At 61.3% G+C, this 25,750-nt stretch carries 19 protein-coding genes; 2 read left to right on the forward strand and 17 right to left on the reverse strand.

Features of this window, described 5'->3' with window-relative positions; translation table 11 throughout:
- Window positions 1-45: 45 nt before the first annotated feature.
- The 3 genes from ACTJLA_RS08200 to msbA all read right to left on the reverse strand — a co-directional run bounded on the left by ACTJLA_RS08200 (window position 46) and on the right by msbA (window position 4,433).
- The gene (locus ACTJLA_RS08200) at window positions 46-981 is read right to left on the reverse strand and encodes an NAD-dependent epimerase/dehydratase family protein (protein ID WP_054896249.1); all 936 of its coding nucleotides are present in this window, start codon (window positions 979-981) and stop codon (window positions 46-48) included.
- Window positions 974-2,398 (reverse strand): bifunctional D-glycero-beta-D-manno-heptose-7-phosphate kinase/D-glycero-beta-D-manno-heptose 1-phosphate adenylyltransferase HldE, encoded by a 1,425-nt coding sequence (gene hldE / locus ACTJLA_RS08205; protein WP_054896276.1) that lies wholly within the window; start codon window positions 2,396-2,398, stop codon window positions 974-976. The genes ACTJLA_RS08200 and hldE overlap by 8 nt, the downstream gene beginning before the upstream one ends.
- Window positions 2,399-2,627: 229 nt before the next feature.
- Window positions 2,628-4,433 (reverse strand): lipid A export permease/ATP-binding protein MsbA, encoded by a 1,806-nt coding sequence (gene msbA, locus ACTJLA_RS08210; RefSeq protein WP_054918872.1) that lies wholly within the window; start codon window positions 4,431-4,433, stop codon window positions 2,628-2,630.
- A gap of 158 nt (window positions 4,434-4,591) precedes the next feature.
- On the opposite strand from msbA, the gene ACTJLA_RS08215 reads away from it, so the two are divergent.
- The gene (locus ACTJLA_RS08215; RefSeq protein WP_314545912.1) at window positions 4,592-6,433 is read left to right on the forward strand and encodes an O-antigen ligase family protein; all 1,842 of its coding nucleotides are present in this window, start codon (window positions 4,592-4,594) and stop codon (window positions 6,431-6,433) included.
- Window positions 6,434-6,554: 121 nt separating this feature from the next.
- Here the strand turns inward: ACTJLA_RS08215 and ACTJLA_RS08220 are convergent, their stop codons facing one another.
- The 6 genes from ACTJLA_RS08220 to ACTJLA_RS08245 all read right to left on the reverse strand — a co-directional run bounded on the left by ACTJLA_RS08220 (window position 6,555) and on the right by ACTJLA_RS08245 (window position 13,179).
- Complete coding sequence (locus tag ACTJLA_RS08220; RefSeq protein ID WP_034125626.1) at window positions 6,555-7,436, reverse strand: glycosyltransferase; 882 nt, start codon at window positions 7,434-7,436, stop codon at window positions 6,555-6,557.
- Complete coding sequence (locus ACTJLA_RS08225) at window positions 7,433-8,581, reverse strand: glycosyltransferase family 4 protein (RefSeq protein WP_034125625.1); 1,149 nt, start codon at window positions 8,579-8,581, stop codon at window positions 7,433-7,435. The genes ACTJLA_RS08220 and ACTJLA_RS08225 overlap by 4 nt, the downstream gene beginning before the upstream one ends.
- An 85-nt stretch (window positions 8,582-8,666) precedes the next feature.
- Complete coding sequence (locus tag ACTJLA_RS08230) at window positions 8,667-10,073, reverse strand: PIG-L deacetylase family protein (RefSeq protein WP_314545908.1); 1,407 nt, start codon at window positions 10,071-10,073, stop codon at window positions 8,667-8,669.
- Window positions 10,070-10,966 (reverse strand): GNAT family N-acetyltransferase, encoded by an 897-nt coding sequence (locus tag ACTJLA_RS08235; RefSeq protein WP_314545906.1) that lies wholly within the window; start codon window positions 10,964-10,966, stop codon window positions 10,070-10,072. The genes ACTJLA_RS08230 and ACTJLA_RS08235 overlap by 4 nt, the downstream gene beginning before the upstream one ends.
- A complete protein-coding gene (locus ACTJLA_RS08240; protein WP_014716634.1) occupies window positions 10,967-12,724 on the reverse strand; it encodes a carbamoyltransferase family protein in 1,758 nt (585 codons plus the stop codon). It lies immediately after the preceding gene.
- A gap of 119 nt (window positions 12,725-12,843) precedes the next feature.
- The gene (locus ACTJLA_RS08245) at window positions 12,844-13,179 is read right to left on the reverse strand and encodes a YceK/YidQ family lipoprotein (RefSeq protein WP_054896243.1); all 336 of its coding nucleotides are present in this window, start codon (window positions 13,177-13,179) and stop codon (window positions 12,844-12,846) included.
- Between the two features lie 203 nt (window positions 13,180-13,382).
- Here ACTJLA_RS08245 and ACTJLA_RS08250 point away from each other — a divergent pair, with 203 nt between their 5' ends.
- Window positions 13,383-15,461 carry a TonB-dependent receptor gene (locus ACTJLA_RS08250; RefSeq protein ID WP_314545895.1) on the forward strand — a complete coding sequence of 693 codons (2,079 nt, stop codon included), beginning with the start codon at window positions 13,383-13,385 and terminating at the stop codon, window positions 15,459-15,461.
- Between the two features lie 77 nt (window positions 15,462-15,538).
- Here ACTJLA_RS08250 and ACTJLA_RS08255 read toward each other — a convergent pair whose 3' ends face one another.
- The 8 genes from ACTJLA_RS08255 to glnE form a co-directional block, all read right to left on the reverse strand.
- Window positions 15,539-16,990, reverse strand: coding sequence for a lipopolysaccharide kinase InaA family protein (locus ACTJLA_RS08255; protein ID WP_314545891.1), 1,452 nt, complete (start codon window positions 16,988-16,990; stop codon window positions 15,539-15,541).
- A complete protein-coding gene (locus tag ACTJLA_RS08260; RefSeq protein ID WP_034125618.1) occupies window positions 16,990-17,742 on the reverse strand; it encodes a lipopolysaccharide kinase InaA family protein in 753 nt (250 codons plus the stop codon). Before ACTJLA_RS08260 ends, ACTJLA_RS08255 begins: the two co-directional genes overlap by 1 nt.
- Window positions 17,739-18,473 (reverse strand): lipopolysaccharide kinase InaA family protein, encoded by a 735-nt coding sequence (locus tag ACTJLA_RS08265; protein ID WP_054896240.1) that lies wholly within the window; start codon window positions 18,471-18,473, stop codon window positions 17,739-17,741. Before ACTJLA_RS08265 ends, ACTJLA_RS08260 begins: the two co-directional genes overlap by 4 nt.
- Entirely contained in the window at window positions 18,473-19,279 is an 807-nt protein-coding gene (rfaP, locus tag ACTJLA_RS08270) for a lipopolysaccharide core heptose(I) kinase RfaP (protein WP_014716628.1), read from the reverse strand. Before rfaP ends, ACTJLA_RS08265 begins: the two co-directional genes overlap by 1 nt.
- Window positions 19,276-20,400, reverse strand: coding sequence for a glycosyltransferase family 4 protein (locus tag ACTJLA_RS08275; protein ID WP_003187990.1), 1,125 nt, complete (start codon window positions 20,398-20,400; stop codon window positions 19,276-19,278). The genes rfaP and ACTJLA_RS08275 overlap by 4 nt, the downstream gene beginning before the upstream one ends.
- A complete protein-coding gene (gene waaC / locus ACTJLA_RS08280; RefSeq protein ID WP_054896238.1) occupies window positions 20,400-21,461 on the reverse strand; it encodes a lipopolysaccharide heptosyltransferase I in 1,062 nt (353 codons plus the stop codon). The genes ACTJLA_RS08275 and waaC overlap by 1 nt, the downstream gene beginning before the upstream one ends.
- A 1-nt stretch (window position 21,462) precedes the next feature.
- Window positions 21,463-22,497 carry a lipopolysaccharide heptosyltransferase II gene (waaF, locus tag ACTJLA_RS08285; RefSeq protein ID WP_032893896.1) on the reverse strand — a complete coding sequence of 345 codons (1,035 nt, stop codon included), beginning with the start codon at window positions 22,495-22,497 and terminating at the stop codon, window positions 21,463-21,465.
- 221 nt (window positions 22,498-22,718) lie between these two features.
- On the reverse strand, window positions 22,719-25,658 hold the full coding sequence (glnE, locus tag ACTJLA_RS08290; RefSeq protein WP_186526776.1) for a bifunctional [glutamate--ammonia ligase]-adenylyl-L-tyrosine phosphorylase/[glutamate--ammonia-ligase] adenylyltransferase: 2,940 nt from the start codon (window positions 25,656-25,658) through the stop codon (window positions 22,719-22,721).
- Window positions 25,659-25,750 lie beyond the last annotated feature (92 nt).

A 25,750-nucleotide genomic window follows, 5' to 3' on the forward strand; every position in this document is an offset into this window, starting at 1 on the left:
CGAGGCGGACGGTTTTGTCCACCTCGACTCATGCAGGTCCAGCAGTCAGCCGTTCAACAGCTGCTCCAGCCCCACTTTCAACGGGGTAGGCTCGGGCGGCGTGAAACTGGCCAATAACCTTTGGTTGTTCGCCCTGGAGTGCCGAATATCGCCAGAGCGCGCCAGTTCATACGTCACAGCAGGAAGCGAGCCGAGTGCCTCTTCCAACGCCCGCAGAACCTGCCTCAGGGTGGTGGTACGGTTCCAACCGACGTTAATAGCACCCAAGGGTGCATCTGGCACCTCAACGGCCTGTACCAGCAGATCAACCAAATCTCCCACATACATGAAATCGCGGGTCTGCTCACCATCGCCGAACACGGCGATAGGCAAGCCGCGCTGAGCACGCTCGCTAAAGATGCTGATCACGCCAGAGTATGGCGATGACGGATCCTGACGGGGTCCGAAAATATTGAAGAAGCGGAAAATCACCGGTTCCAGGCCATGCTGGCGACGGTAGAAATCAAAATAATATTCGCCAGCCAACTTGTCTGACGCATAGGGCGTCAATGGAGCTTTAGCCGTCTCCTCGTCAATCGAAGCACCTTCACCATTGTTGCCATATACAGCTGCACTGGAGGCATATACCACACGCTTCACGCCAGCCTTGCGCATAGCCTCGCAGAGATTCAAGGTGCCGACGAAATTGCTCTGATGAGTGCCGACGGGATCATCCACCGATGCTTGAACAGAGGCTACTGCCGCCAAGTGCACCACCGCCGTCATACCAACAACGGCTCGCGCCACCTCTTCAGCATTGGCGACGTCACCTTCAAGTAATTCGAATCGCTCGTTATCAAGCGGCAAATTGCTTCGCTTACCGGTGGAGAGGTTATCCAGCACACGGACCCAATAGCCTCCAGCAAGTAGCGCATCGACCAAATGCGAGCCGATGAACCCAGCCCCGCCAGTGATCAGAATCCATTTTTTAGTATCAATCATTATTACGGATCTTCTCCACGATTGCGGTGGTTGAACTGTTTTCCACTAGACCCAACACTTTGACCGTGCCGCCATACGCACTGACGATGTCCGCACCGACTACCTGATCGACGGTGTAGTCACCACCCTTGACCAGCACATCGGGCTTGACCTGGGCCAACAGGTTTTCCGGGGTGCCTTCGGAAAAGCTGATCACCCAGTCCACCGCGCCCAGACCCGCGAGTACCGCCATGCGCCGGTCAACACTGTTGATCGGGCGGCCAGGACCTTTCAAGCGGCTGACCGAAGCGTCGTCGTTGACCGCAACGATCAAGCGATCGCCTTGGGCGCTTGCCTGCTCCAGGTACGTCACATGCCCGGCGTGCAGGATGTCAAAGCAACCGTTGGTGAACACAATGCTTTCGTTGTGAGCTCGAGCATCGTCAATTGCCAGCAGCAACTGCTCCAGGCCCAGCACACCGCGCTCCGAGCCTTCGGAACGCTGGATCGCACGGCGCAACTCAGGTGCGCTGATGGCTGCAGTACCCAGCTTGCCCACCACAATGCCCGCGGCCAGGTTAGCCAAGGCCACGGCGTGGGGCAGTTCCTCGCCAGCCGCGATAGACGCAGCCAGAGTAGAGATTACCGTGTCACCGGCGCCCGTAACGTCAAACACTTCACGGGCACGCGCCGGCAGGTGCATCGCCGGGTGACCCGGACGCAACAGGGTCATACCGTGCTCGCCACGGGTCACCAGCAAGGCGCCCAAGTCGAGATCGGCCATCAGCGCCGCGCCCTTGCTCACCAGTTCGTGCTCATCAGCGCAACCGCCGACGATGGTTTCGAACTCACTGAGGTTGGGCGTGAGCAGGCTGGCGCCTCGGTAAACCGAGAAGTCCTTGCCCTTGGGATCGGCCAACACCGGAATGTTGCGAGCCTTGGCGGCCTGGATCAACACCTGGTGATTCTGCAAGGCGCCTTTGCCGTAGTCGGACAACACCAGCACCTTGATACCGTCGAGCAGCGCGTCGACCTGGTCGCCGAGGGCCAGGGCGTCGGTGGCGAAGGGTTCTTCGAAATCGATACGCAGCAACTGCTGGTGACGGCTCATGACCCGCAGCTTGACGATCGTCGGCTGATGGGCGATGCGCTGGAACAACGCATGCACGCCGGCACCCTGCAGGCTGTTGGCCAGACTTTCGGCCGCTTCGTCGTCGCCGGTCACCCCCACCAGGCAGGCCGGGGCGCCGAGGGCGGCAATATTGAGCGCGACGTTGGCAGCGCCACCTGGGCGGTCTTCGATTTGCTCGACCTTGACGACCGGTACCGGAGCCTCAGGGGAAATCCGTGAGGTACCACCATGCCAGTAACGGTCGAGCATGACATCGCCGACCACCAAGACAGCGGCTTGATTGAATCGCGGCATGGACAACTTCATGGAGCAACCCACATACAAAATGAACAGGGGCGCGATATTAGCACAGGGTTTGCGATGGCTTGCGACCACCGCAGGGCAAATGTGGGAGGGGATTTGCTCTCTGTAGGAGCGAGCTTGCTCGCGAAAAACTCACAGACGCCGCGTTTATTCAGGAAGCGCGGTTTATCGTTGAGGTTTTTCGCGAGCGAGCTCGCTCCTACATTTCCTTTACACCGTGATGCCGGTTGGATCAGGTGATATCAGCCTGCACCGGTGCATCCAGACCCATGGCATGCAGGCGGGCGTAGTAACCGTTCTGCGCCAACAACTCGCCATGGGTACCACGCTCGACAATCCGCCCGTCGTCCATCACCAGGATCAGGTCAGCCTTCTCGATGGTGGACAAACGGTGCGCGATCACCAGGGTCGTGCGGCCTTGCATGACCTTATCGAGTGCCGCCTGGATATGCCGCTCGGACTCGGTATCGAGGGCCGAGGTGGCCTCGTCGAGGATCAGCAACGGCGCATTCTTGAGCAACGCACGCGCAATCGCCAAACGCTGACGCTGGCCGCCGGACAACAGCACACCGTTCTCACCCACCTGGGTATCGAAGCCCTTGGGCAACTGATCGATGAAGTCCTTCGCATTGGCATCCGCCGCCGCCGCTTCCACATCGGCACGAGGTGCACCGGCCAGGTCGCCGTAGGCGATGTTGTTGGTCACGGTGTCGCTGAACAGGGTCACATGTTGGGTGACCTGGGCAATGTGTTTGCGCAGGTTGAGCAACTTGTAGTCTTCAATCTCGATGCCATCGAGCAGGATTTCACCGCTTTCATGATGGTAAAAGCGCGGGATCAGGCTGGCCAGGGTCGACTTGCCACTGCCCGAGCGCCCCACCAGCGCAATCATCTGCCCAGGCTCGGCGGTGAAGCTGATGTCCTTGAGCACGTGGCGATCGGTGCCAGGGTAGGTGAAGTTCAGGTGACGAACTTCCAGGCGACCGCTGACCTTGTCGCGTTCGAGAGTGCCGTGGTCGACCTCCACGTCTTCGTCCAGCTGTTCGAAGATACTTTCGGCGCCCGCCACACCTTTCTGAATAGTCGAGCTGACCTCCGAGAGCTGGCGGATCGGCTTGGGCAACAAGCCCGCCAGAGTGATGTAGGCCACCATGTCACCCGCCGAGGCGTCGCCACGCAGGTACAGCACCAGGAACATCAGCACGGCCATGGCGGAGTAGATCACCAATTGCAGCGCCGGGGTGTAGATCGCCCCGGTGCGGGTCATGCGCAGTTGCTTGTTGGTGTTGCTCTGGCTGGCCTTGAAAAAGCGCTTCTGTTCGTAGATTTCACCGCCGAAGCTGCGCACCACGCGGTAGCCCTGGATGGTCTCCGAGGCCACGTGGGTCACGTCGCCCATGGCCACCTGGATCTTCTTGCTCTGCTTACGGAATTTCTTGCTGGCGGTACTGACCATCACGGCAATCAACGGCAGGATCGCGATCATTACCAATGTGAGGCGCCAGTTCATGTACAGCAAGGAGGCGAACAGGAAGATCACCGTCATGCCTTCGCGGATCACCACCTTGATGGCATCGGTCGCGGCCCCCGTGACCATGGTCACGTTGAAGGTGATGCGGGAAATCAGATGCCCGGAGTTGTGATTATCGAAGTAGCGGTTGGGCAGCGTCAGCAGGTTGTTGAACAGTTGCACCCGCAAGTCGTGGACCAGACCCAGGGAGACCTTGGCCAACAGGTAGTTGCCCAGGAACGAACCAAGGCCCTGCCAGGCCGCGATCAGGATGATCAGCAGCGGCACTGCCTGCAGCAATTGCAGGTCGCGCAAAAAGGGCACGGTCGGGAACAGCACAGCTTCCGGATTGGAGAGACCGTCGACAAAGTACTTGAGGATGTAACCCAGCATCGGTTGGGTCGACGCGAAAATCAGAAATCCAAGGATACTCAACGCGAACAAGCCCATATAGGGCTTAACGTAACTGAGCAGGCGGAAGTATATTTTCAAGCTCGAAGGGCTTGCGCTCGGACTGGAGTCGGTCATATCACGCGGCGTTTTGAAAAAGGAGGCTGACTTTAGCACAGCTTCTCTGTTGTACTTGCACCCGGCGTAAGCCGCGGCCCGGTTGGATCCTACCGGCGACATTACTTAGCCACTAGCTTAAGATGGTTGGCTTTCTATTTCTGGAATGGCTCTACTGTATGCACTCCAAGCGCCTTATCTATGGCTCAAATCGCGTTTTCGACTTCCTGGTCCTGTGGATTTTACCTGTTGGCTTGTTGCTGCTCCTGAGTGCACTGTTCTTCGTCGGCAATCGTAATGTACTGCATCGGATCGTATACATCCTGTTCAGCGTACCGACCTTGTTTCTGCTGCTCATGCGTCCCCGGGAACTCAAGGATCTGTTAAGAGAGCCCCTGGCTATTGCGTTTCTATCCTTCTCCGTTTGGGCTCTGACCAGCCTGCTCTGGAGCCCTGAGCCCAGTTCCGATACCGACCTGTTCAAGCGGCCGCTGAACACCTTCATGCTGTTTGGTGGCTGTGGCCTCCTGCTGCATTATCGCAATGAGCTGTTCAAGCCTATCTTCTTTAGCGCTGCTATCATTGCGCTGGTGGTGAGTCTGGGTAACGTTGTGGCGTTTGCAAAAGTCTTTCAGCCCGGCATGCGCATGATCGGTGGCCTTGGCGCCCTAGATAACCCGCTGCTCAGCTCGCACCTTTTTGGCTTTTTCACTGTGTATTGGCTGTACGTCTGCATGACCACCCAGCGCCTGAAGGTGTTGTGGTTCAGCGTACCAGCGCTGGCAATCATGACTGCGGCCGTGCTGGCAACCGGCTCACGTACGCCTTTGGTGGCGTTGACGCTGTCCATCCTGTGGATGAGTTTTGTCAGCCGCAACCGTCGCTCGGCTTTACTTCTCAGCGGCATGGTCCTGGGTGCTGCCGCGCTCCTGTTGCTATACCCCGAATCGATTACTGAACGAGGCAGCTCATTCCGCCTGGAACTGTGGAGCATGTCGTTGCGGCTTATCTCCGAACATCCGTGGATCGGTCATAGTTACGACTCCGAGCTGTTTCTGACTCTGCCAGATGGAGACCAACTGCGCGAACCTCACAGCTTTGCCCTCGGGGTGCTCTACTACGTCGGTATCATTGGTTTTATCCCGTGGATATTCATGCTCGGTTGGGGCCTGTACAAAGGCCTGAAGCAACGCGCCCAGCCGCTGTTCATCCTGGCTTCGTCACTGCTGGCCTACGGCATCGGTGCGGGCCTGACCGAGGGCGGCGGCATTCTGTCGCGCCCTAAGGAGCACTGGTTCCTGCTGTGGATTCCGTTGGCAATTATCACCGGCCTGAGCCTCGCCCAGCGCCATCGCAGCCTGCTGCGCATGCCGGTGCAGAACCTCAAGCCCGCAGCGTTTGAACAGCTGTGCAGCAACGCCCATGTGATTGAGGCCGATGGCCTGGGTCCCAAAGTCCTGCGCCTGGAGGACGGCAGTTTCCTCAAGCTGTTCCGCCCACGCCGCTGGTACACCTCCGGCAGCTTCAACCCGTACTCCGAGCGCTTTGCCAGCAACAGCGAGCAACTGCGCACCTTGGGCATTCCTACGCCGCACATCCTCGGGCTCTACCGCCTGAGCGACGCCAGCAGCGCGGTGCGCTACACGCCGTTGCCCGGCCTGACGTTGCGCCAAGCGCTGCAAAGCCTGGACAGCAGCCTGCGTGAATCACTGGTTGAGCGCTTTGGACGGTTCATGGCGCAACTGCACGAGCGCGGCGTGTACTTCCGTTCGCTGCACTTGGGTAACGTGTTGTTGATGGACGACGGTGAGTTCGCCCTGATCGACGTGGCTGACCTGCGCATCTACCCGTCTTCACTTCGTTACGCCTTGCGCCAACGTAACCTGCGCCACATGCAACGTTATCCTCAGGATCGCAACTGGCTGTTCGAAACGCACTTCGAACAATTGGTCAAAGGTTACGCCTCGGAGGCGAGCCCAGCGGCCACTGCGAAAATCCGCGAGCAGGTCCAGAGCCTGTAAACACCTGTAGGAGCGAGCTTGCTCGCGAAAAACTCAAAGGCGCCGCGTTTTACTCAGAAAACACGCGTTATCGTTGACGTTTTTCGCGAGCAAGCTCGCTCCTACAGGGGTCGGCGTTGGTTCAGTTCTTGAGCGGCGCCAGATACAACCGCACCAGCCCGCGCAAGGTCTTGCGCCCCCAGAACTTCAAAGGGATCTGCTTGAGCACCTCCCGCGCCAACGGGCGGTCGCGGTCGGCGGTCTTGAGAAACATCGAGTTCAGGAAGTTGTAGCGAACCGCGTCATAGGCCGGGTGCTCGCTGAACTTGGCGTAGGTCTTGAGGATGTTCTGGATCATGTAGCGGTGGTTCTTGTACGTGTTGCTGGCGTGCTGGCGATACTTGGCCATCACCACGTCAAGGGCGTCGATGGTGTAGCCCGCCGCCGTGATCTTCAGTTGGATCAGCAAGTCTTCCAGGGGAATCTGCGGGTCGAAACCACCGACCTCCTCCAGCACTTCGCGACGAATCAGCATGGTCGGCGCCGGTGGAAACGGCTTGCGGTCCAGGAACAGGTCATCGAAGTCCAGACGTCGAAACGGCACGTCGCGACGCTGTTTCTTCTCCGGGTGCAGGTTGCCATCCCCGTCGATCAGCTCGATATTGCCAGCACACATGCCCACCTTCGGCTTGCCGTCCATATACGCCACCTGGGTGGCAATACGGTCCGGCAACATGATGTCATCCGAGCCGAACGGTGCGATCAGGCTACCCTTGGCGCGAGCGATCGCACCGTTCAAGGTCGCGCTGAGCCCTTGGTTCTGCTGCACCTGGAAATCAAAGCCGTGCTCGGCCTGCAAGCGCTGGATGCGTTCGACGCTGTCATCCTTGGAGCCGTCGTCGACTACCAACAGCTCGATATTGGGGTAGGTCTGCCCCAGCACGCTAAGAATGCTTTGCTCGATGTACTGGCCATGGTTGTAGGAAGCGATGATCACCGAGACCAGGGGTTGTTGCTGATTCATGCTCTACCTACTTCACGCAAACCGGTTTCAATCAGGGTCAGGTACTTGTGCTTGAACTCGTCGAGGGTGTGGTTGGCCTCCAGATAGCGGAACACCTCCTCCCCCTTGGCGCGCAATTGTTCATCGCTCAAGGCCAGGTAAGTGTCCAGGGCCGCAGCCAATTGTTCGACATTGCCTGGATCATGGGACAAGCCGCCCGCACCCTGCACCAGTGGCAGCATCGCCGGGCCGTTGGAGGCGATCACCGGAAGGTGGCCGCTCATGCCTTCCAGCAAGGCCAAGCCCAGGCCTTCGAACAGCGACGGCATGGTCCAGATATCGAAGCCGCGCACGTACTTCATGCCGTCTTCGCGAAAGCCCAGCAAGTGCGCACGGCCGGTCAGGCCGAGGCGCTCGATGTCGGCACGCAGGTCCGCTTCGGCACGGCCAGAACCAATAATCCCCACCTGCGCCTCAGGGTATTTGTCCTTGAGCGTGGCGAAGGCCTGCAGCAGATGGGTATGCCCTTTGATCGGCACGAGGCGGCCCAGGGCGCCGATCATCCGTGCATCCATCGGCAGGCCCAGGGCCTTGCGTGCGTCTTCACGGGACAGCTGCAAAGCCTCTGCCTGGGGAATGTCGATCGCGTTGGTGACGTAGGTGGTGTTCTCAGGGGTGAACCCGCAATTGAGGTCTACCAGGTAGTCCTTGACCGCTTCGGACACCCCGACAAAACGCCACGCCGGGCTGACCCAGCGCTGGGTCTGACGCCGACGGTAACCACGGGCGTACTCGCCAAAGCCGTGGGAGATGCCGATGCACAGCGGGATCTTCAACCAGCGGTTGAGCGACAGCATCATGTTCACCGACTTGAAGCGGTTACAGATGACCACGTCGAACTTCTGCTCGCGGCAGTACTTGTAGATCTGCCACATGGCGCCAAAGCGAATGCCCTTGAGGGACTTCTCCGGCAGCTCGAAATAATGGGAGTGCTCGGCCACGCTCAGGGGCTGGCCGGGCAGCGGGCGCCCACTGAGAAATCCGGAGGTCACCTCGAAGCGCTCAGCCGGCAGGGATTTGACGATTTGCTCACCCAAGTCCGCGAAGTCATGGGTCTTGACGTTGTAGTCCGGCTGTAACTGCAAAACCTTGAAACGAGGCTTCATAACTCTCCATGCAGCGATCTGGCTACGGGCATGCAGCCCGGTAAAAAGGGCGACAGGCGCATAACGGCCTGCCTTCAATCGGCTCTCAGTCCTGCTTCAGGACCCACAACAGCTCGTGACGGCGCACGGCCTTGCGGAAGAATTCGTTCTCGCCATAGGGCGATGGACTACGGCCCGCCAGCAGTTGCTGCAACCACCTACGCACTCGACGCTTGAACGGCGCTGGCGGCTGCAGGTCGTGCATCATGCCCAGGGCCATGGCCTTGTCCTGCTGCTGGCTCAAGGCGAGAGCGAAACTGCACGGCACCAGTTCCACAGCACCATCGAAACGTGGCGGCAGCGCCACGCCAGCGCCGGAATCGCCCATTGGCCAGCGGTCGTTATCATGCAGGTGATTGGCGTAGCCGAGCAATGTGTCGGGCTGCCACTCCAGGCCCTGCAAGGCTTCCAGCACTGCCGCGTGGGCGCAGATATGGTCGGCGTGAGGGTCAAGCAACGGCGTGGGCAAGACGATGACCTGGGGCCGCGCCTTGAGCAGCAGCGCCCGCAGGTCGGCGATCAGGTTATGCCAGGTCGGTGCACCATCAGCATCGCCAGGCAGGGCAAAACCATTGAACTGGCGGAACAGCCGCGTATCGGCCAAACCGGCTTCGCGGGAGGCTTGAGGCTGATCTGGCGCGGCCTGCATGGCTTGCAATTGCATGCAGAAGTACCCCAACTGCACGCACTGCGCCTCGGGCACGCCCGCCCAGCGGGGCACGGCGACGCTGTCCCAGGCCCGCAAACGGCCCTTGAGGCGCGCAGCTTCAGCCTTGGGCAGGCCCATGTTCTGATAATGCTCAGCTTCGATTTCACCGGCCGTCAGCGTGACGATCCAGCTTTCAGTCGCCTGGCTGTAAAGGCTGAACGCAGCCAGCTCGGCATCGTCGGCATGGGGCGCGATCACCATCACACGTTGCTGGCGATAGTCCGGCTGGCGAAAGCGCCACAGCGTCGGCTGCCCCTTTATCCGGCAAAAACGCCCGCGCAATTCGAGCTTGCCCGCGGCCAAGGCTTCGGCGGCGCCGGTCAGGTTCAGATAACGCCGCCCAGCGACGCCGCGCTCGAAGGCTTGCCGGTCCGGGCTTTGCAGGCCCAACAGGTCCACTGCAGGGTCGAAGAAACGCCCCAGCCAGGTACTTTTCAACTCAATGCCGACGATCAGGGTTTCATCCGCCGCCAACTGCGCATCCAGCAACAGCCGGCCCGCCTCCAGGCGCAAGCCGGGCTGTTCGCTGCCGGCCGGGAACGCGTACTCATAGCTGTCTTTGGGCGAGTAAAACAGGTGATCGGCAAACCAGGCTTCATGGGCGGCCCACAGCAGCACCGCAAGGATCAGCGGCAACCACCAGGCGACCAGTACGCCGGTGGCGACCAACACCAGCACGCCGATCAATAGCGCAATACGCTTGTTACGCCGATGGCGCTTGAGCAGTTGCTGTTTACGGCTCATACACTGAACACCGGCACCGGGTTGCACCAGCGCTCCTTGTATTCACGGTCGGAACGCCCGAAGGAGAAGCGCAGCGACTTGTTCGCCGCCCGTGCCTGCTCCCAGGCACTTTGGGTATTGAGAAAACTCAGCACGCTGCCGGGGCTGAATGCACGGGTTTCAGGGTCGACGCCGCCATTGACATACTCGGCGCTGAACCACTCGTTGGACTGCACCTGATACACCAATTGCACTGCAATCGGCGCGTCGTTCAGAAACAGCACCGAGCCGAACAGGAATTCCTTGAGCAACTCCAGCACCTCGGCCAGACGCGCCGCGCCCGCCGCCGGGAAGCCCCAACGACGCTGGAACAGGTCGCAATAGATCGCCGCCAGTTCTACGCTGGAAAACTCACTGACCGCCCTTACCACGCCGCCCGCCTCCTCCAACAGGCGCAGTTCACGCCGCTGGTTGTAGCGAAACTTCTTCGACAGGTCTTCGGGAGTACGCGCCATGGCCAATTGCTCGGCCTGGGGCTTGAGGGTGCTCACGCGCCCTTGATTGAGCGTCGACAGGTAGCGCGCACGATGCCGCAACGGCACCTGCGCATCGGCAGCAATCGGCAGGATGATCTCGGCGTTGCCAAGGTCAAACAGGCCTTTCTTGCCGCTGCGCTTGAGCACATCCTTGGACAGCGCCAGGTCGCGCCCCCAGGTGGCGATTGCCCCCTTGAGTTCACCACCGTGCTCCCAGCCCAGGTAGCGCGCAGGTATCTGCGCCAGCCCGGCCAACCGCTCAATCACCTGGGGATGGGTCGCCACACTGCCGCCGTAACGCTGCCAGGCCTGGGCGTAAACCTCGGCCTCGACAGGCGCCCAGCCACGTTCACGCCAGCCCTGGAAGCGGTTCAGCATTTAAACCACGGCGTCATAAGGGTCCACGCCGTCCTTGACCACCAGGATGTCTTCCATGATCAGGTACTGCAGGTCCGAGCCGAAGAACATGTTCAGCGCGTCGGTCGGCGAGCAGATCATCGCTTCGCCACGACGGTTGAGCGAGGTGTTCAGGGACACGCCGTTACCGGTCAGCACTTCCAGCTCTTTCATCATGTCGTAGTAGCGCGGGTTGTACTCGCGCTTGAGCACCTGGGCGCGGGAAGTACCGTCTTCGTGCACCACTTCCGGTACACGGGTCTTCCACTCTTCGGCGACTTCGAAGGTGAAGGTCATGAACGGCGCAGGATGATCGACCTTGATCATCTGCGGGGCAACGGTGTCGAGCATCGACGGGCAGAAAGGCCTCCAACGCTCGCGGAACTTGATCTGGTGGTTGATGCGATCCGCCACGCCGGTCGCACTCGGGCAACCGATGATCGAACGACCGCCCAAGGCACGCGGGCCAAACTCCATGCGGCCCTGGAACCAGGCTACCGGATTGCCGTCGACCATGATCTTGGCAATGCGCTTGGGCATGTTCTCGATCTTGCGCCAGTTCGGCTTGCTCTCGTGCTTGGCGCACGCGGCGATCACGTCTTCGTTGCTGTAGGACGGGCCGAGGTAGACGTGTTCCATCTTCTCGACCGGTACGCCACGAGCATGGGACACGTAGGCCGCCGCACCGACGGCGGTGCCGGCATCGCCGGAAGCCGGCTGTACGAACAGCTCTTTGACGTCGTCACGGGCAATGATTTTCTGGTTCAGCTTGACGTTCAGCGCACAGCCGCCGGCGAAGGCCAGCTTGCCGGTGTCCTTGAGGATGTCGCCCAGGTAGTGGTCGATCATCTGCAAGGCCAGTTTTTCGAACAGCGCCTGCATGCTGGCTGCATAGTGGATGTACGGTTCGTCGGCGATGTCGCCTTCGCGTTTCGGCCCCAGCCACTCGATCAGTTTTGGCGAGAAGTAGAACCCCTTGCCCTTCTCTTTGTAGCGGCGCAGGCCGATGACGTTGGCGTAGTCGGTGTTGATCACCAGTTCGCCGTTTTCAAAGGAGGCCAGGCGCGAGAAGTCGTATTTGCTGGCATCGCCGTACGGCGCCATGCCCATGACCTTGAACTCACCATCGAGCATCTCGAAACCGAGGAACTCGGTGATTGCGCCGTACAGGCCGCCGAGGGAGTCCGGATCGTAGAATTCCTTGATCTTGTGGATCTTGCCGTTTTCGCCGTAGCCAAAGAAGGTAGTGGCGTACTCGCCCTTGCCGTCAATGCCCAGGATCGCGGTTTTTTCCTGGAAGCCCGAGCAGTGGTAGGCGCTGGATGCGTGAGCCAGGTGGTGTTCTACCGGTTCGATCTTGATTTTCTTCGGATCGAAGCCCAGTTGCTCCAGGCACCAGACGATCTTGTTGCGATAGCGCTTGTAGCGACGGTTGCCCATCAGGATCGCGTCAAGGGCGCGGTCCGGGGCGTACCAGTAACGCTTGGCGTAGTGCCAGCGCGCCTCGCCGAACAGGCTGATCGGGGCGAACGGGATCGCCACCACGTCAACGTCCGAAGGCTTGATGCCAGCCTGCTCCAGGCAGAACTTCGCCGACTCGTAGGGCATGCGGTTCTTTGCATGTTTGTCGCGTACGAAGCGCTCTTCTTCGGCGGCCGCAATCAGCTTGCCGTCGATATACAGGGCTGCGGAAGGATCATGGCTAAGGGCGCCGGACAGGCCAAGAATCGTCAATGCCACTGGGGTCTAGCCTCTTTTAGTCTGCATGCAGGCGCATCGCGCCTGAAAAAAGTGTGTTTCCCGCCGGGGCGGGAAACAGCTAAAGGGCGGGATTATAGCTTAAAAGCAGTAGGAAGCTGTTAGCGCAGCTCGATGCTGCCGTCCGCGCTTTGGCGGTAGATCGTGTAGGGCAGGACGAGCGTGTCCAGGACAGCAGAAACGGGCACATCAAGAATGCCCCAGGGAATACCATTCAGCGAGAGATCACTTGCGGAGTTCGGCGGTCCATGCAAGACACACAAGTCATAAACCACGCCGCTATAAACACGCGGAACAGAGTTGCAGTACGTTTTCTTCCTCTTGAGGTTCAGAACAGTGACGTCATCGCCACGCAGTACCGTGGTCGTAGTGCCGCAGCCGCCCATGAGCAACGATATTCCCAGCAATACCAGCAACCTCAGAATAGGAGTCCGCATAGTTGATTCTTCTTGTTTGTTAATAAAGACCGAAAACCTAACACCACAGAACCAAGGCTTCAGGCTTACGCAGTCGACGCTAAGCGTAGGATGCATCCCATTGCGCCCAGCGGTAAGGATTTCGGCAAATCAGAGGGCGAGTCGTTAAACTTGTAACATTTTCGCCTACGCCCCTCACTTGCGCGCTACCAACCGGCCTTTTCATGACTCCTTCTGCCCCAACCTGCCTTGCCTTACTGCTGGGCCTGTGTAACACCGCCCAGGCCGACAATACGCCCCTGATCCTGGACCCCAGCGTGGTCACCGGCTCGCGCAGCGCCAGCCCGACGTTCGATTTGCCCTATTCCGTGGACGGCATCAACCGCGAGCAGATCAGTGACGGCCAGCTCGGCATCAACGCCTCCGAGGCCCTGTCCCGCGTGCCCGGCCTGGTGGTGCAGAACCGTCAGAATTACGCGCAAGACCTGCAGATCTCGTCCCGAGGCTTCGGCGCCCGTTCAGCATTCGGCGTGCGCGGCATCAAGCTGATCGCCGACGGCATCCCCGCCAGTACCCCGGATGGCCAGGGCCAGGCCGCGACGTTCAACCTCGACACGGCCGAGCGCATCGAAGTGCTGCGCGGCCCGGCGGCGACGCTGTATGGCAGCAACGCCGGGGGCGTGATCCAGATGTTCTCCCGCGACGGCGAGGGCCCGCCGCGTATCGGCGCCGAAACCCTGGTGGGCAGCGACGGCCTGAACAAGAACCACCTCAGCGCCGAGGGCGCGGCGAATGGCGCCGGGTTTGTGCTCGACGCCTCGCGCATGGACACCAACGGCTACCGCGATCACAGCAGCGCGCGCCGCGACCAGACCTTCGCCAAGCTCAATGTCGAGCCCGATGACGACAGCAAGCTGGCATTGATCTACAGCAGCCTGGAGCAGAACGGTACGCAAGATCCACTGGGGCAAACCTGGGCAGCGTACAAGGCAGACCCGCGCTCGGTAAGCGCCAATGCGCTGAACTACAACACGCGTAAAAGTATCGATCACCAGCAATTGGGGATGAATTACGAGCGGTATTTCGGTGGCGCGACCTTGCAGGTCAATACCTACACCGGGAGGCGCAGTGTGATTCAGTACCTGTCGATCCCCAAGGGCACGCCCGCCAACGAACGCGGCGGTGGCGTAGTGCAATTTGATCGAAAGTTCTACGGCGGCAGCGTGCGCTGGCTGCAGCCCATCGAAAGCGCGCCTGGCGAGCTGACGATCATTACCGGCCTGGACTTCGACCAAAGCGAAGACAGCCGCCATGGCTATCAGAACTACAGCGGCAACACCCTCGGCGTGAAAGGCCAACTACGCCGCGACGAAATCGACACGGCCCGCAGCCTCGACCCGTATATCCAAGCCAACTGGGCCCTCGACCGCTGGACCCTGCAAGCCGGCGTGCGCCACAGCACGATGCAAATGGACGTTGACGATCAGTTCCTGAGCAATGGCGACGCCAGCGGCAACAAGACCTACCAGAAAAACACCCCTTCGATGAGCGTGATGTACGCGCTCACCCCCGACTTGCACGCCTACATCAGCGCAGGCAAAGGCTTTGAAACCCCGACTCAGGCGGAGCTGGCCTATGCACCGGGCAACGCCGAGGGCTTCAACTTCGGCTTGAAGCCGTCTGAAAGCACGCAATATGAAATGGGCGTGAAAGCGCAACTGAACAACACGCGGATCAACGCCGCCATTTTCCAGATCACCACCGAGGACGAACTGGTGGTGCAGCAATCCATCGGTGGCCGTACCAGCTACCAGAACGCCGGTCGCACGTTGCGCCGCGGCTTCGAACTGGGTGTTGAAAGCCAGCTGAGCGACCACTGGAGCACCAGCCTCGCCTACACCCGCCTGCACGCAACCTACGACAGCGACTTTACCAGCGGCGCCAACACCATCGACAAAGGCAACTACCTCCCCGGCGTGCCACAAACCACCCTGTTCGCCGAACTGAACTGGAAACCACGGGACTGGGTCAGCACCGCCATCGAAGGCCTGTACCGCAGCAAGGTCTACGTAGAAGACACCAACCAACAACACGCCGCGCCGGCCTACAGCGTCTTCAACTGGCGCGCACGGTTTGAGCAGAAGGTAGAGCACTGGACCTTTCACCAGACCCTGCGCCTGGATAATCTGCTGGATCGTCAGTACGTGGGGTCGGTGATTGTGGGGGATGGCAATAACCGCTACTACGAAGCGGCGCCGGGGCGCTCGTGGTATGCGGGGGCTGGGGCGCAGTACCAGTTCTGAATGCAGCGCCTGGACGGGCGCCATCGCGGGCAAGCCCGCTCCCACATTTTGACCNAGCGGGCTTGCCCGCGATAGGTTTAACTGCCGACACCCGCCTCTTTGGGCAACCGCTGATCAATCACGCGATACAACGCACTGCCTTGCGGCCAGTTACGCATAAACCTTGCACGGTCTTTGGCATAGGCCGGCGCAAAGCTGGCAGCGGAAGAGTGCTGACACATCGCATCCAGATCAATCATCGCCCAGTGCCCGTCGCTCCAGAACAGGTTATGGCCTTTGAAATCCCCATGACTGATGCGCTCGCGGATCAAGTCGGCAAACAACTGGTCCAGCGCCTGCAACTCGCTCTCGGGCGCCTCGCCGCTCTCCACATACGGCGCAAAGCGCTCGATGATGTCCGGCCCAGGCAGGTATTCGGTGACCAGGTAGGCGCGGCTGCGCAACCACAGGAATCGTTTCTCCAGCACCGCCAGCGGCTTGGGTGTGGCGAAGCCCAGGAAGGCCAGGCGGTTACCTTCGCGCCAGGAGTGCCAGGCGCGGCTCGGGCGCCAGAAGCGCTTGAGCCAATGGGCAAAACCCTTGATGTTGTAGCGCTTGATCACCAGCGGCCGGCCGGCCACGTCGACCTTGGCCACGCTCGCCGCGCCACCAGTCTTGTACAGGTGACCCTGGTCGAGCAACGCATCGGCCTGCTCAAGCACCGGCACCATGGCGGCTTCTTCTTCGCGGCGGATCGCACGCAAGCCAAAAGCGCCGCGCACCACACTGAACAGCGTGCATTCGCGGCCGGTCTTGTCCAGGTAGTCTCTCAAGCGCCAGGCGCTGACTTTACGCACCTGTTTTTCCAGGGCTTGCATTGGCAAGGCGTGTTCGCCGTTGGCCAGCAAGTAATACACCAGCAACTCCTCGGTAAAGGGCTCGAGGTTTTTCGGCAGTTGGGCGAAGAACACACCGAGGTTCTCCAGCACTCGATTGCGCGATAGCGCCTTGCCCGCCTCTTCGACACGAATGCCGGCGCCATCGATCAGATACAGCTTGCCATCCTTGCGTAGCAAGTTGTCCAGGTGCAGGTCTTCTTGCCACAGGCCCTTGGCATGCATCTGGGCGATCGCGCCCAGCGCTTCGGCGAGCACAGCGGTTTGTTCGTCCGCCAACGGCGGCAGGTTTTCGACGGCGAGCCAAGCGTCGGACAGGCTTTGGGCCCCCTCGATAAATTCAAACAGCAGCCAACCACCCTCGCCGTCCTGTAAGCCATCGGCCAGCAGCAACGGCGTGGTCAGGCCTTGCTCAGCCAACAGACGCACACCCGTGAGCTCACGCTGAAAATGCCGCGCCGCCTTGCTGCCCACCAACAACTTGGCCAACACCGGGCGACCGCGCCACACGGCGGCACCTACGTAGCGCTGCCCCGGCAACACCCGCAGCAGGCTCAGCAATTGCAATTGCCCAGGGCCGGCGGCATCCGCCAGGTCAAGGGTCAGTGGCAGGCTGGGGGTACGCCCAGCCGTTTTCAGCTCGGATAAACGCATCAGCGGTTCTCCTTGTGGCTGCGGCGCGCGGTCAGGCGCTGGTGCCAAGTGGACACCAGGGCACCGTCCTCGGGCTGCTCAAGGTACGCCGCCAGCAGTTGGCGCACCTGCGCATCCGACCATTGCGGCGCGCGGCGCAGCAGCGGTTCCAGGTCCTTGACCCGGTCACGCCAGCCAAACAACAGCGGGCGGGTTTTCTCCAGGTCGATCAACTGTGCGGCATACCCCTCACCGGCAGGCTGCAGGAAAATATGCTTGGGGTAAAAACAGCCATGCACCTGCCCGACGCTGTGCAGATGACGCGCCAGCTTGCCGCAGGCCAACAGGATCGCACTGTGCTGGGCTGCGCTCAATTGCGCCCACTGCTCCAGCAACGAATCCAGGTCATTCCAGCCATCCAGCGCACGGGTGAGCAGCATCGCCCGGCGCTCACCCTTGACCTTGCGCTCACCGAAGAACGCCGCTTGCAGGGCCGGGATGCCGAGCTTTCGATACAGGCTGATGTTGCGAAACTCGCGGGCAAAACTCGGCTCGCCAAAGGGCCGGTGCAAGGTGCGTGTGAGGTAGTTGCTCTGGCGCTTGAGGTAGTAGCCCTGCCCCTCAAGCTCCAGGCGATACACACTGCTCCAACCGTCGCCGCTGGTGTTCGGCTCGTCCACCGCATCCAGTTGCTTGGCCCACAGGGCGTCGAAGGTCGCCAGGCCGTTGCGCTCAAGCAGAGCGCGGTCTTCAGCCGCCAGGAAGTCACTCATTCGCGTCCCTCGAAAAACTTCACCACATGGCGAATTCGCTGTTTGTCCGACGCGGTCAGGTGCGCGCGCTGGCGATATTGCAGGTAGAAACGCAGGCGCTGGGTGGCCGACAAGTGATACTTGGCGACTTTGTCCAGGCAGGCCAAGTCCTTGGTGATGCGGTACTTGAGCCAGAAGCCGCGCCAGAAATCACCGTTGGGGCAGTCGATCAGGTACAGGGTGCGCTGATCGTCCACCAGCAGGTTGCGCCACTTCAAGTCGTTATGGGTGAAGCGGTGATCGTGCATGGTGCGCGTGTATTCGGCGAGCTGGCGGCTGATGCCATCGACCCACCGGGGGTCTTTGAGGCGCTCATCGTGACGTTCGGCCAGCACCGACAGATCTTCGGTCTTGGGCAGTTCACGGGTGATCATGGCGCCACGGTTATAGGCCAGGCCCTTGCGGTCCAGGCCCCAGGCCACCACGTCGGCGGTGGGGATGCCCCACTTGGCGAAACGCTTGAGGTTCTGCCATTCGGACTTCACCCGCGGCCGACCCAGGTAACGACGCAGGCCCTTGCCGGCACCTACGTAGCGCTTGACGTAATAATTGACCCCGTCACGCTCCACCCGAATCACTTCCGACAACGGGTCGCGGGTCAGCCGCTCGCCTTGCAAGGCGAACACCGCGTCCAGGCTTCCAAAGTCATCCGCCAGGGCGGCGTAGGCAGGTTCCAGATTCCAACCCGCCATCAGATCGCATCCCCGTATCGTTGTTTACGCGCATACAGCTTTGCTGCCATGCGTTCCAGCGCAGACAACAGCGCGGTTTGCTCCGCCAGGATCTGGCGCAGCGGCTGCTGGAAATAGGCCTTGAGAAAACGCAGCTTGTCGCGCTGGGTCAAGCCGATCTCCAACGCGGAGTAATACAGGCCGGCCAAGTCTTTGTTGCGCCAGCGCACGGGGATCGTCGCACGCACCTGGGCACGGTGCAGGTCGATCACCGACAGCTTGAGGTTGTCGACACTGATGGGCCGGTCGGTGTGCAGCAGGAAATGGCAGAGGTAGCAGTCACGGTGGTTGACGCCACCGCGGTGCATCGCGCCCACGGTACGCGCCAGTTCAAGGGTCAAGGCATGCTTGATCGCCGGCACGGGCGGTTGCTTGACCCAGTCGAGGGTCAGGTCTTCCAGGCTGATGATGGGGGTCAGTTCCTGGGTGATGATGAACGAGTGCTGGTCGGCCGGGTTGCTGCCTTTTTCACCGAACGCCACGGCGGTCATGGTCGGTACACCAAGCGCCTGCAAGCGCTGGATCGCCACCCACTCCTGGCCCGCGCCCAACACCGGTAATTTGGCAGTAACCAGGTTCTTGAGGATTTCGCCCCAGCCGATCCCACGGTGGATCTTCACAAAATAAGGCTGGCCCTCGACCACCGTACGCAACGTACGGCGAGCGGCCAGCTCGCGGAACACCTGGCCTTCCAGCTTCTCGACCTCGGCGAACGCATCGCGTCCGGCCCACAGGGTCTTGAAGGGTTCGGCTAGAATCAACTTCATCGGTTTGGCTCCGCCAGAATCAGGTCCGCAGCGTACTGCGGCATGCTAAAGAGGTCGGCCGTCTCGGCGAAGGCCAGACCATTGCGACTCCAGGTCGCACGCGCTTGTGGGTCGTCGAGCATATCGACCAGATACTGGTTGAGCTGGGTTTGCTCGAACGGCTCGTCCAACACCCGGCCGCTCTGGGCCTTGTCGATGTAGAACGCATAGCCGCACACCTGGCTCACCAGTACCGGGAGGCCGGCGACCACCGCTTCGACCAGCACCATGCCGGCCGCCTCGTTGTACGCAGGGTGAATCAACAGGTCCGCCCCCAGCAGGAAACGCGGAATATCATTGCGGCCCTTGAAGAACTGCACCTGGTCGCCCAGGCCCAGCGCCGCGCTCTGCAATTGGAATACTTTGGGGTCGTCCTGGCCAATTACAAATAGCCGGGTGCGTTTCTTCAGGCGCGAAGGCAGAGCGGCCAGCGCCTTGAGGCTGCGGTCGACGCCCTTGGTCTTGAACCCCGAACCGATTTGCACCAACAGCAAATCGTCTTCAGCCAAGCGGAATTCAGCGCGGAACTCGGCGCGGATCTCGGCGGCGTTCGGCGGCGCGCGGCGGTCGCGGGCGATCCCCGGTGGCAACAGGTGAAAACGCTCGGCCTGGGTACCGTAATACTGGGTGAACAACTGCTGCTGATGCTCGGACAACACCATGATCTGCGTCTTGGCGTTCTTATCGAACACGGCGCGCTCGTATTCGGCAAAGTGCTTGTAGCGCCCGAACCAGCGATACATCGGGTTGCGCAGGGTCTGGGCCTTGTCCTCGAACACACCGTCGGCGGCAAAGTACAGGTCCAGCCCCGGCATCTTGTTGAAGCCCACCACGCGGTCCACTGGGCGCTTGGCCAGGTCGGCCTGGATCCAGGCGTAGAGCTTTTCGTTGCGACGGTGGTTGACCAAGGCCTTGACCGGCGCCACCAGCACCTCAAAGCCTGGCGGGATATCACCTTCCCAGATCAGGGTGTACACCCGAATGCTGTGGCCGCGCTGCTGGCATTCCAGGGCGATGCGCATGAAGTCGCGCTGCAGGCCACCGAACGGGAAGTACTTGTACAGAACAAAAGCCAGTTGCATCAGTGCTGCTCCTCGGCCAGTAACAACGTGCTCAGCCGGCTTGCGACACGCTCAGGGTTCAAGCGCGTGAAGCACAGGGGCGACTCGCGGGCGATGTCGAACCGCCGCAGGTCGTCGGCAGTGGGTTGATAAGTGCACTGTTTTTGCAGGCAAGGCGCGCACGGCCAGTCGCTGGCCAAGTGAATCTGGCCCTTGCCGTAGGCACCGGTAAGGCCTGGGTTGGTGGGGCCGAACAGGGAAATGGTCGGCACGTCCAATGCCGCCGCCAAGTGGCCAAGGCCGGTGTCGACGGCCACGCAGGCACGGGCGCTCGCCAAGACACGGGCAACGCCCGCCAGGTTGAGCTTGGGCAACACTTCGGCGTTGGGCAGGCCGAGGGCCAGGCGTTCGGCCCGCGCCTTTTCGGCGGCGTTGCCCCACGGCAGCTTTACGTCCACGCCCAGGCGGCCCATGCGTTCGGCCAGCTCGCGCCAATAGGCTTCGGGCCAGTGCTTGGTGTCCCAGGTGGTGCCATGCAACAGCAATACGAACGGTTTTTTCGGCGGCAGGCCGAGCAGCTTTTCAACGCTCAGGCCGTAGTCGCCCAGGCGTTGGGGCAGGTCGTAGCCCAGGGCCACGGCGAACAGCTGGCGCAAGCGCTCCACCGCATGCTGCCCACGGGCCACGGCCAGGCGCCGGGAGTAAAAGCGCGCAGCCAGGGGTTCACGCGCAGAATCTTTGTCGAAGCCAGCGATGGGCGCCCGCACATAGCGCGTCAGCCAGGCGCTTTTGAGCAAGCCCTGGGCGTCGATCACCAGGTCGTATTTAGTCGACTGCACCGCCTGCTTGAAGCGCCGCCATTCACCGCTCTTGATGGTTTGCCAGAGGTTCTTGCGCCAGCGGCGAATCGCTACCGGAATCACCTTATCGACCGCCGGGTGCCAGGTTGGGATTTCGGCAAAGCCTTCTTCCACCACCCAGTCGAACCGAATGCCGGGAATCGCCCGGGCTGCATCAGTGAGGGCCGGCAAGGCATGGATCACGTCGCCCAGGGATGAGGTCTTGATTACCAGAACCCGCAACTCAGTGAACCTCGACCACGTCGCCCTGCAAACGCTGCAAGGCATCGGTTACCGGCTGGGGCAGCAACTGGCGCAGGCAGTTGTAGTGGCCGAAACGGCAGGTACGCTCAAAGCACGGGCTGCAATCCAGGCCCAGGCGCACCACTTCGACCTTGTCGGCCAACGGCGGAGTGAAGCCTGGGGATGTGGAGCCGTACACGGCCACCAGCGGACGGTTCAGCGCCGCCGCCACATGCATCAGGCCGGAATCGTTGGACACCACCGAGTCGGCGCACGACAACAGGTCGATGGCCTCAGCCAGGGACGTGTCGCCACTGAGGTTCACCGCTTCTTCACGCAGGCCGGGGATAAGGCGCTGGCGAATGTCTTCACCCACCGAATGATCGTTCTTGGAACCGAACAACCACACCTGCCAGCCTTCGCGGATCTTGGTTTCAGCGACTTTGGCGTAATGCTCCGACGGCCAGCGCTTGGACTCGCCAAACTCGGCGCCAGGGCACAAGGCCAATACGGGCCGATCCAGGGTGAGGCCGAACTTGGCCAGCGCCGCGTCGCGGGTCACCGGGTCGATCTGCAAGCTGGGGCGTGGGTACGGCTTGGGCAGTTCAGCACCCGGCTCGTAGGCCAAAGCCATAAAGCGTTCGATCATCAACGGGTAACGGGCTTTATCCAGGGTGCGTACGTCATTGAGCAGCACATAGCGAAACTCGCCGCGCCAGCCGGTGCGCTTGGGAATACCGGCAAAGTACGGCACCAGCGCCGACTTCAGCGAGTTAGGCAGCAGGATCGCCTGGTCGTACTGGCCCGCCATGGACTTGCCGATGCGTCGGCGGGTCGCCAACTCCAGGGCACCGTGGCCGAGCGGGAAGCTCAAGGCCTTGCGCACCTCGGGCATGCGCTCAAGGATCGGCCGGCTCCACTCAGGGGCGAGCACGTCGATCTGGCAGTCTGGATAGCGCAGGCGCAGGCACTGAAACAGTGTCTGTGCCATCACCATGTCACCGACCCAACTGGGCCCAACGATCAGAATATTCATGTAGTTTCCACAAACGATGCGGGGAGGCCTATGCCTCCCCGCCTCGATAATGACTGTAGATCGCGGTGCGCCAGGGAGCATCTTTATGTGGGAGCTGGCTTGCCTGCGATCGCATCACCTCGGTATCCCTGATAAACCGAGGCGCCTGCATCGCGGGCAAGCCCGGCTCCCACATCAATCCGCATCCCATATAAAAATCGGCGTCGCCAATCAGTCGAGTTTCAATTTAAGCCCAGCGCCTGCCAGATTCGCATCACCTGTCGCCGCTCGTCGGCGAACTGGTCCCCGGCTACCGTACCGGCCTCGTTCTGCAAAGCCTGGCGGTGCGCGGCTGAGCGGTAAGCCTTGTACACTTCTCGCAGCAAATGGGCATCGGCGGCGGGCATCAGCCCGACCTGCTCCAGGCCCTCCAGAATGCGGATATTGTCGGTGTAGCGCAGCAACGATGGATGTTGCGCAGACCACGCCAAAGCCGCGTATTGCACCATAAATTCAATATCGACGATACCTCCGGCGTCCTGCTTGAGGTCGAACAGCGCCGTGGCCTCGAAGGCATTGGCGCCCCTGCCGGCCGTCGTGGCCTTGGTGCCCAGGTTGTCACGCATCTTGGCACGCATCTCGCTGACCTCCTGGCGCAGCTTCTCCAAGTCCCGCTCACGCCCCAACACGTTAGCCCGTACCTGCTCGAACGCCTGGCCCACATCCTGGCTGCCCACCAGTACCCGCGCACGGATCAGGGCCTGATGTTCCCAGGTCCAGGCTTCATTTTGTTGATAGCGATCAAACGCCCCCAGGGAACTCACCAACAAGCCCGATGCGCCGGAAGGTCGCAGGCGCATGTCCACTTCATACAGCTGGCCGGAGTTGGTCTGGGTGGTCAGCAGGTGAATGATGCGCTGGCCCAGCCGTGTAAAGAATTGCGCGCCATCGATCGGCTTGGCACCGTCCGTCTCGGCCTGGGGGTCGCCGTCATGGATAAACACCAGGTCCAGGTCCGAACCATGCCCCAGTTCGATGCCGCCGACTTTCCCATAACCGACAATGATGAACCCAGGATCGCACAGGGTGCCGTCCAGGCGCTGCGGCGAGCCGTGGCGGGCGACCGTCTGGCGCCAGGCCAGGGCCAGCACTTGTTCAAGAATCGCTTCGGCCAGCCAGGTGAGGTAGTCGCTGACTTTCATCAACGGCAGGCTGCCGGCGATTTCGGAAGCGGCCACCCGCAGGCGGTGCGCCAGTTTGAAATGGCGCAAGGCTTCCATTTGTTGCTCAAGGTCATCTTCGGGAATGCGCGTGAGGCGCTCGCGCAACTCAGCGGCCAGCTCCGGCGCCAGCGGCGGCTTGAACAAGCGGCCTTCGTTGAGCAATTCGTCCAGCAACAGCGGAAAACGGGTGATCTGCTCGGCGATCCACGGGCTGGCCGCGCACAATGTCAGCAGGCGACGCAGGGCGTCGGGGTTCTCAGTCAGCAACACCAGGTAGGCCGAACGCCGGGCAACGGCTTCCACCAGCGGCAACACGCGCTCCAGGACCAGGTCCGGGTTGGCATGTTCAACGGCCTGGGCCAGCAGGCGCGGGATGAACGCATCCAGGCGCTCGCGCCCCAGGCGCTGCATGGCGCGCAACTGCGGGCTGGCGCGCAGGCTGGCCAAGGCCTTGAGGGCCTTGGGGGCATCGGTGAAACCACCTTCACTCAGTTGACGGCACGCCGCGTCGTCATCCTGGGATTCCTCCCACAGTGGCAACCATTCACCACCGACCACCAATTCGCTTTCTTCGCCTTCTTCCTCATCAGGGTCGGCAATCACCTGGCGAAAGTGCCAGTCCACGCGACCACGCCAGTACATCAGGCGCTCGTGGAACGCGGCCCAGTCACTGAAGCCAAGCATAAAGGCAATGCGCGCCTGGTCTTCGGGGCTGTCCGGCAGCATTTGCGTCTGGCGGTCGGCAATCGCCTGGATCGCATGCTCGGTGTAGCGCAGGAACTCGTAACCGCTGCGCAGCTCGCTGATCACCGCTGCGGGCAAATAACCCTGGCCTTCCAGCGTGCCCAGCACGTTCAACAGCGGGCGTTGCTGCAGGCTGAGGTCGCGGCCGCCATGGATCAGCTGGAATGCCTGCGCGATAAATTCCACCTCACGAATGCCGCCTGCGCCCAGCTTGATATTGTCGGCCATGCCCTTGCGCCGTACTTCCTGCTGGATCAGTTGCTTCATGGTGCGCAGCGCTTCGATGGCCGAGAAGTCCAGATAACGGCGGTAGACAAACGGGCGCAGCATGTCGAGCAGTTGCGCGCCAGCCGCCTGGTCGCCGGCCACCACCCGCGCCTTGATCATGGCGTAGCGCTCCCAGTCCCGGCCCTGGTCCTGGTAGTACTGCTCCAGCGCGTTGAAGCTCAGCACCAGGGCGCCGGCCGAACCGTAGGGGCGCAGGCGCATGTCGACGCGGAAGACAAAACCATCGACGGTCATCGGGTCCAGGGCCTTGATCAGTTTTTGACCCAGGCGAATAAAGAACTCCTGATTATCCAGGGCGCGCTTCACGCCCACCGTTTCACCACCTTCGGGATAAGCGAAGATCAAGTCGATATCCGACGACAGGTTCAGCTCCACTGCACCGAGCTTGCCCATGCCGAGGATGACCATGTGCTGTGCCTCGCCGCTGCGTGCGCCGGTCGGCGTGCCGAACTGGGCGCAGTGGCGCTGGTACAGCCATTGATAGGCCTGGTCGATGCAGGCGTCGGCCATGTCGGACAGATCGCGACAGGTTTGCACCAGGTCGGCCTGGCGTGTGAGGTCGCGCCAGATGATGCGCACCTGCTGGCGCGTGCGTTGGCGGCGCAGCACGCGGCCCAGTTCATCTTCTGTTTCGGCCTGTTGCACGGCACCGGCTATCTGGCTGCATAGCTCGCCGGGCGCGAAACCGCGGTCCAGCTCGCCCCAGGCCACCAGCTCCAGCAACATCAAAGGGTCACGAACACTCTGTTCAATGACGAAATCACTGGCGGCGCACACGCGGGCGAAGTCGGCCCACCGTTGCGGCGCCCACGCAGAAAGGCCATGATCGTCATCCAGCGCGGCCACCGCGTCACGAAATGACTGTTCGGCCCGGTTGGCGTAAGGCAACAGAATGGCCGGCAGTTCGGCCAGCGTTGGAAGGCTCATGGTCTATCCTTGATCGGCGTGTAAATGGCGTGTAGTTGTGAAGGCAAGAGCCATGCTCGGTGAAGGACTGTCGAACAAAGGTTAGAAATAGC

The organism is Pseudomonas sp. 22072 (assembly GCF_052046095.1).
Classification (GTDB): domain Bacteria; phylum Pseudomonadota; class Gammaproteobacteria; order Pseudomonadales; family Pseudomonadaceae; genus Aquipseudomonas; species Aquipseudomonas paracarnis.

Bases quoted from the DNA above. Each gene is read 5' to 3' on its own strand.
- ACTJLA_RS08200 (WP_054896249.1), bottom strand. From the start codon at position 981: ATGATTGATACTAAAAAATGGATTCTGATCACTGGCGGGGCTGGGTTC.
- hldE (WP_054896276.1), bottom strand. From the start codon at position 2,398: ATGAAGTTGTCCATGCCGCGATTCAATCAAGCCGCTGTCTTGGTGGTC.
- msbA (WP_054918872.1), bottom strand. From the start codon at position 4,433: ATGACCGACTCCAGTCCGAGCGCAAGCCCTTCGAGCTTGAAAATATAC.
- ACTJLA_RS08215 (WP_314545912.1), top strand. From the start codon at position 4,592: ATGCACTCCAAGCGCCTTATCTATGGCTCAAATCGCGTTTTCGACTTC.
- ACTJLA_RS08220 (WP_034125626.1), bottom strand. From the start codon at position 7,436: ATGAATCAGCAACAACCCCTGGTCTCGGTGATCATCGCTTCCTACAAC.
- ACTJLA_RS08225 (WP_034125625.1), bottom strand. From the start codon at position 8,581: ATGAAGCCTCGTTTCAAGGTTTTGCAGTTACAGCCGGACTACAACGTC.
- ACTJLA_RS08230 (WP_314545908.1), bottom strand. From the start codon at position 10,073: ATGAGCCGTAAACAGCAACTGCTCAAGCGCCATCGGCGTAACAAGCGT.
- ACTJLA_RS08235 (WP_314545906.1), bottom strand. From the start codon at position 10,966: ATGCTGAACCGCTTCCAGGGCTGGCGTGAACGTGGCTGGGCGCCTGTC.
- ACTJLA_RS08245 (WP_054896243.1), bottom strand. From the start codon at position 13,179: ATGCGGACTCCTATTCTGAGGTTGCTGGTATTGCTGGGAATATCGTTG.
- ACTJLA_RS08250 (WP_314545895.1), top strand. From the start codon at position 13,383: ATGACTCCTTCTGCCCCAACCTGCCTTGCCTTACTGCTGGGCCTGTGT.
- ACTJLA_RS08255 (WP_314545891.1), bottom strand. From the start codon at position 16,990: ATGCGTTTATCCGAGCTGAAAACGGCTGGGCGTACCCCCAGCCTGCCA.
- ACTJLA_RS08260 (WP_034125618.1), bottom strand. From the start codon at position 17,742: ATGAGTGACTTCCTGGCGGCTGAAGACCGCGCTCTGCTTGAGCGCAAC.
- ACTJLA_RS08265 (WP_054896240.1), bottom strand. From the start codon at position 18,473: ATGGCGGGTTGGAATCTGGAACCTGCCTACGCCGCCCTGGCGGATGAC.
- rfaP (WP_014716628.1), bottom strand. From the start codon at position 19,279: ATGAAGTTGATTCTAGCCGAACCCTTCAAGACCCTGTGGGCCGGACGC.
- ACTJLA_RS08275 (WP_003187990.1), bottom strand. From the start codon at position 20,400: ATGCAACTGGCTTTTGTTCTGTACAAGTACTTCCCGTTCGGTGGCCTG.
- waaF (WP_032893896.1), bottom strand. From the start codon at position 22,497: ATGAATATTCTGATCGTTGGGCCCAGTTGGGTCGGTGACATGGTGATG.
- glnE (WP_186526776.1), bottom strand. From the start codon at position 25,658: ATGAGCCTTCCAACGCTGGCCGAACTGCCGGCCATTCTGTTGCCTTAC.